This window comes from Neisseria sp. P0001.S005 (assembly GCF_051963715.1).
The window spans coordinates 1-4,669 of sequence record NZ_JBQCTZ010000247.1 but is presented as its reverse complement, the minus strand read 5'-3'; the positions used below and the strand labels follow the sequence as shown (position 1 = coordinate 4,669).

General features: G+C 54.4%; 7 protein-coding genes and 1 pseudogene. 6 read left to right on the top strand and 2 right to left on the bottom strand.

Features of this window, described 5'->3' with window-relative positions:
• Positions 1 to 168, top strand: a 168-nt coding sequence (locus tag ACTHSP_RS18075) for a BolA/IbaG family iron-sulfur metabolism protein (RefSeq protein ID WP_440346599.1), incomplete at its 5' end; no start/stop codon positions are given.
• A gap of 66 nt (positions 169 to 234) precedes the next feature.
• Here ACTHSP_RS18075 and ACTHSP_RS18070 read toward each other — a convergent pair.
• A complete protein-coding gene (locus ACTHSP_RS18070) occupies positions 235 to 1,041 on the bottom strand; it encodes a class I SAM-dependent methyltransferase (protein WP_440346598.1) in 807 nt (268 codons plus the stop codon).
• A gap of 60 nt (positions 1,042 to 1,101) precedes the next feature.
• Positions 1,102 to 1,848 carry a pimeloyl-ACP methyl ester esterase BioH gene (gene bioH / locus ACTHSP_RS18065; RefSeq protein ID WP_107737208.1) on the bottom strand — a complete coding sequence of 249 codons (747 nt, stop codon included), beginning with the start codon at positions 1,846 to 1,848 and terminating at the stop codon, positions 1,102 to 1,104.
• On the opposite strand from bioH, the gene ACTHSP_RS18060 reads away from it, so the two are divergent.
• The 5 genes and pseudogenes from ACTHSP_RS18060 to ACTHSP_RS18040 all read left to right on the top strand — a co-directional run.
• Positions 1,847 to 2,563, top strand: a complete 717-nt coding sequence (locus tag ACTHSP_RS18060; RefSeq protein ID WP_440346597.1) for a ComF family protein — start codon at positions 1,847 to 1,849, stop codon at positions 2,561 to 2,563. The genes bioH and ACTHSP_RS18060 overlap by 2 nt on opposite strands.
• A gap of 64 nt (positions 2,564 to 2,627) precedes the next feature.
• Positions 2,628 to 3,092: a tRNA (uridine(34)/cytosine(34)/5-carboxymethylaminomethyluridine(34)-2'-O)-methyltransferase TrmL gene (trmL, locus tag ACTHSP_RS18055; RefSeq protein ID WP_036492475.1), complete on the top strand. Its 465-nt coding sequence runs from the start codon at positions 2,628 to 2,630 to the stop codon at positions 3,090 to 3,092.
• Between the two features lie 48 nt (positions 3,093 to 3,140).
• A complete protein-coding gene (locus ACTHSP_RS18050) occupies positions 3,141 to 3,860 on the top strand; it encodes a septal ring lytic transglycosylase RlpA family protein (protein ID WP_107696824.1) in 720 nt (239 codons plus the stop codon).
• Between the two features lie 98 nt (positions 3,861 to 3,958).
• Positions 3,959 to 4,543 carry a Holliday junction branch migration protein RuvA gene (gene ruvA / locus ACTHSP_RS18045; RefSeq protein ID WP_063068624.1) on the top strand — a complete coding sequence of 195 codons (585 nt, stop codon included), beginning with the start codon at positions 3,959 to 3,961 and terminating at the stop codon, positions 4,541 to 4,543.
• Positions 4,544 to 4,556: 13 nt separating this feature from the next.
• Positions 4,557 to 4,669 (top strand): annotated as a pseudogene (locus tag ACTHSP_RS18040) (methionine-binding protein); the annotation flags it as partial.

Genomic DNA, 4,669 nt, shown 5'->3' with positions numbered 1-4,669 from the left:
CACTTCTTCGCCGTAATCGTTTCCTCCTCATTTGAAGGCAAAGCCCGCCTCGCCCGCCACCGCCTGATTAAAGACGGTCTCAAGCCGCAACTCGAAAGCAACGAATTGCACGCGCTGTCGATTTCCGTTGCCGCCACTCCGGCCGAATGGGCTGCCAAACAGGCTTAATTCGGAATCAAACAAAAGGCCGTCTGAAACTTCAGACGGCCTTTTTGCATTCAAACCCAAGCAGCCTCAGCTTCCGGCCTGCATCTGTTTTTTCGGGAAAAACTGCACCACGTTCTCCCCTTGCGGCAACACCAATTTCTTCACGGCATGGCCGTACACGGTTTCAAGCGTGATGTTCAGACGGCCTTCGTTGGCAAAAATCTTATCCACAGCTTCCTTGGCCGCCTGCGGATTGCTGAACTTCAACGCGTTCCACAATCCCAAGGTTTCCATGTCCTGCCAAAACGTCCCGGCTTTTTTATAGCTCAACTCAAGCTTGGCCGTGTCGGTTACCGGATCGTAAAAGCCGTTGTCGGCGAGCATATCGCCCAAGTCGTGCATATCAATCAGCGTGGGCACTTCGCATTCGATGCCTTCATGGTTCAGACGGCCTGTCAGCTCGCTCAGGCTGTCACGGCCAAAGTGCGTGAAAAACAATAATCCGTCGGTTTTCAAAGCAGCGGCCCAGTTTTTCAATACCGGTAAAATATCGTCAGCGCGGCTGAGGCTGAGGTTGGCCCACAACATATCGGCAGATGCTTCGGGCAACGGCGTGGTCAGGGCTTGGCAATGCTGCGGGATGGTTTTACCGGTCAGCTTCTGCCAGAAACCGCCTTTGCGCGCGGCGGCGGCGGTTTTCAAAAATTCGGCATTCGGATCGTATTCTTCAAACACGGCATCGGGATAACGCGCGGCCAGCAGGCTGCGGCTGATGTCGGCATCGGCACCAATCAGCATGATGCGTTTGGGTGCATTGCGGACCAGCTGCAGGCGCTCGTCGGTGTCTTGGGCGAGATGGCGGTGAATCTGCCAGCGTTTGTCTTGTTCGGTCATGGTAGGTCGTGTCAGCGGGCTTTGCCCGACAATATTCTGTTTTTATGGTTGAAGGCTGTTTCAGACGGCCTTTTCGACAAAATTGCGGTAAATTTCGGCAAACTCGTCGGCATGGCTTAAAAAGGGCGCGTGTGCGGCTTTGTCGATAAGGACCAGCTCGCTGTTACTCAAATGGCGGTGTAAATATTCGCCCATGCGCGGCGGCGTGATGGCGTCTTTCTGTCCAAACACCAGCAGTGACGGCGTTTGAATAAGCGGCAACAGCGGACGCGCGTCGGCATGGTTGACCGCTTCAAGCGCGGCCTGTAAGGCGGAAGGCGTGCCGCAGCGCGCCAAATCGGGCAGCACCCGGTTTAAGATTTCGCTTGAATGCGGCGTGTGCAGCAGTTGCAGTTGTAGAAACTGTTTAATATGTTTGGCATAATCCTGCTGAAATGCGCCGACCATCTTGCCCAAGGCAGGTTGCGCCAAGCCTTCGGGATAATCCGTGTCGGCAGTCAATCGGGCAAAACTTGCCGTTAGGCAGAGCGATTGGATTTTGTCGGGATAAAGCGCGGTCAGATACAGGGCAACCAGTCCGCCCAGCGACCAGCCGAGAATGTGTGCCGGCGTGTCGATTTGTCCGGCGAAGGCTTCGGCAACGGCGGCAATATCAAACGGTTCGGCAAAAGGCGCATCGCCGTGTCCGGGCAAATCAAGCGCGCGGACGTCCCAATCGGCAGGCAGGCGCGGTATCAAATCGTCGAATACATGGCGGTTCGCCGCCCAACCGTGTATCAGATAAACTTTTTTGGCGGAGTGTGGCATGAATGTTCTTTCTTGGTGGCGCAGTTTGAAACAGCTCAATGCGCGACGTTGCGTATTATGCCACGATTCCGTTTCAGACGGCCTTTGCCGAGGCTGCGCAAACGATTTGACGGAATATTTTATCGACGCGGCACAAAGCTGCCCTTTGTGTTTCCGCCATATCGCGGGCGGGACAGTGTGCGGCAGTTGTCAGAAAAAGCCGCCCGCATTTGATAGAATGTGGGCCTCGCTGTATTACGAACCGCCCGTCAGCAGCATGATACGCGAGCTGAAACACTTGGCCGATTTGGGCATGAGCCGTCCGTTGGCGGATTTGATGAGCCAAAACGCACCGGACTGGCTGACGATGGAACACTTCGATTTTGTCCTGCCCATGCCTTTGAGCAAAGAGCGGCGGCTCAAGCGCGGATTCAACCAAAGCGAGGCGTTGACGGATATTTTGGCAAAACGCTACGGCTGGACGCTGCTGCCGCGCCACGCGGTTTTCAGACGGCATAGCGAGCCGCAAAGTACGCTGAAAAGCGACGAACGTCGGCGAAATATCAAGAATGCATTTAAAATCAAAGCCGAATTGCCGAAGGCGTGTAATATTCTGTTAATTGATGATGTCTTTACTACCGGCTCGACTTTGGACGAATTGGCGAAAACGCTGAAAAAATCAGGCGCAGGCCGGATTTGTTGTTGGTCTTTGGCGCGGCCGCCAATGAAAAAATAGCTTAAAGTTTTTGACACCCATGGAACATTTCGGCATTATGCCACTCTATAAGTGATTGATTTATATGTTTACCATAGTTTTGTACCAACCCGAAATCCCGCCCAATACGGGCAATATCATCCGCCTGTGCGCCAATACCGGTGCCGATTTGCACTTGGTCAAGCCGCTTGGGTTTCCGCTGGATTCGTCCAAAATGAAACGCGCAGGTTTGGATTATCACGAGTTTGCCAAACTGACGGTACATGAGAATTTCGAAGACTGCCTCAAGGCCCTTGAAGGCCGCCGTATTTTCGCGCTGACCACCAAAGGCTCTACCCGCCCAGACGAAGTTTCCTTCCGCGAAGGCGACGTGTTGTTGTTTGGTCCCGAAACACGCGGCCTGCCTGCCGAAATTCTCGACAGCCTGCCTGCCGGACAAAAAATCCGCCTGCCGATGATGCCCGGCAGCAGGAGCATGAATCTTTCCAATACTGTCGCTGTGATTTTATTTGAAGCATGGCGGCAAAACGGTTTTGCCGGCGGCGTATAGCAGGCCGTCTGAAACCGCTGCGTTATCAACTCAAGAACGGAACCCGTTTTGACTTTTACCAAAAAAACCCTCCTTTCCTTAGCCGCCGCCACCATCGGCGTCCTTTCCATCAATGCCGCTGTTGCCGACAGCGTGGTCCGAGTCGAAAAACTGCATCCTTCTGCCAACCGCAGTTATAAAGTTGCCGGCAAACGCTACACGCCGCTGACCCAAGTTTCCTCTTTCAGCCAAACCGGCAAAGCCTCATGGTACGGCAACCAGTTCCACGGCCGTAAAACTTCCAGCGGCGAGCGTTACAATATGAACGCCCTCTCCGCCGCCCACAAAACCCTCCCTATTCCCAGCTACGCACGCGTGACCAATATGCAAAACGGCAAAAGCGTCATCGTCCGTGTCAACGACCGCGGCCCTTTCCACGGCAACCGCGTCATCGATGTTTCCCGCGCCGCCGCCCAACAATTGGGTTTCATCAACCAAGGCACGGCCAACGTCAAAGTTGAGCAAATCATCCCCGGCCAAACCGCCGCTCAAACCATTATTTCCCCAAACAACAAAGAATTTTTTGTTGATTTGAAATCCTTCGGTACCCAACGCGAAGCGCAGGCTTATCTGAACCAAGCCGCACAAAGCCTGCCGTCAGACAGCAAAGTCATGCTGGAAAAACGCAACTACGAATACGTTGTCAAAATGGGTCCGTTCAGCAGCCAAGAACGTGCCGCCGAAGCAGGCGAACGCGCCCGTCATCTGAACCTGGCATCCGCCATCTGATTTCGTCCGCGTTACCGCTGAAGTTTGATACAATACAAGGCCGTCTGAAACCCGATTGCAAGGTTTCAGACGGCCTTTTTTAATCACAGGGGAGCACCATGATCAGCAGGCTTACAGGCAAATTGATTGAGAAAAATCCGCCGCAGGTCGTTATCGACGTCAACGGCGTCGGTTATGAAGCCGACGTTTCCATGCAGACTTTCTACAACCTGCCCTCCGTTGGCGAAACCGTCCATCTCTACACCCAGCTTGTCGTCCGCGAAGACGCGCATTTGCTGTTTGGTTTCGCCTCAGCCGAGGAACGCGCCACCTTCCGCCAACTGGTCAAAGTCAGCGGCATCGGTGCTAAAACCGCATTGGGCATTTTATCGGCCATGAATGCCGACGAGCTGGCGCAAGCCATCGCCGAAGAAGACGTGAAACGCCTCTCCTCCGCCCCCGGCATTGGCAAGAAAACCGCCGAACGCATGGTGTTGGAACTGCGCGGCAAACTCGTATCCCATACCGTTTCAGACGGCCTGTTTGCCCCTGATGCCGTTGCCGACGAAAGCCAAGACATTATCAACACCCTGCTTGCCCTCGGCTACAACGAACGTGAAGCCAAAGCCGCCACCAAAGGCATTCCCAAGGGCACGGAAGTCGGCGAAGGCGTGCGCCTGGCCTTGAAAAACCTGCTCAAATAAGGCCGTCTGAAACATGAAGGCATTGGTCCTGAGCATCACCCTCTTTCTAAGCGCGTGCGTCTATACCGAGACTCCGTATGGGCGCACCGCCGTCTTGGACCTGCCCGTCCACTCGCAAACCACTGT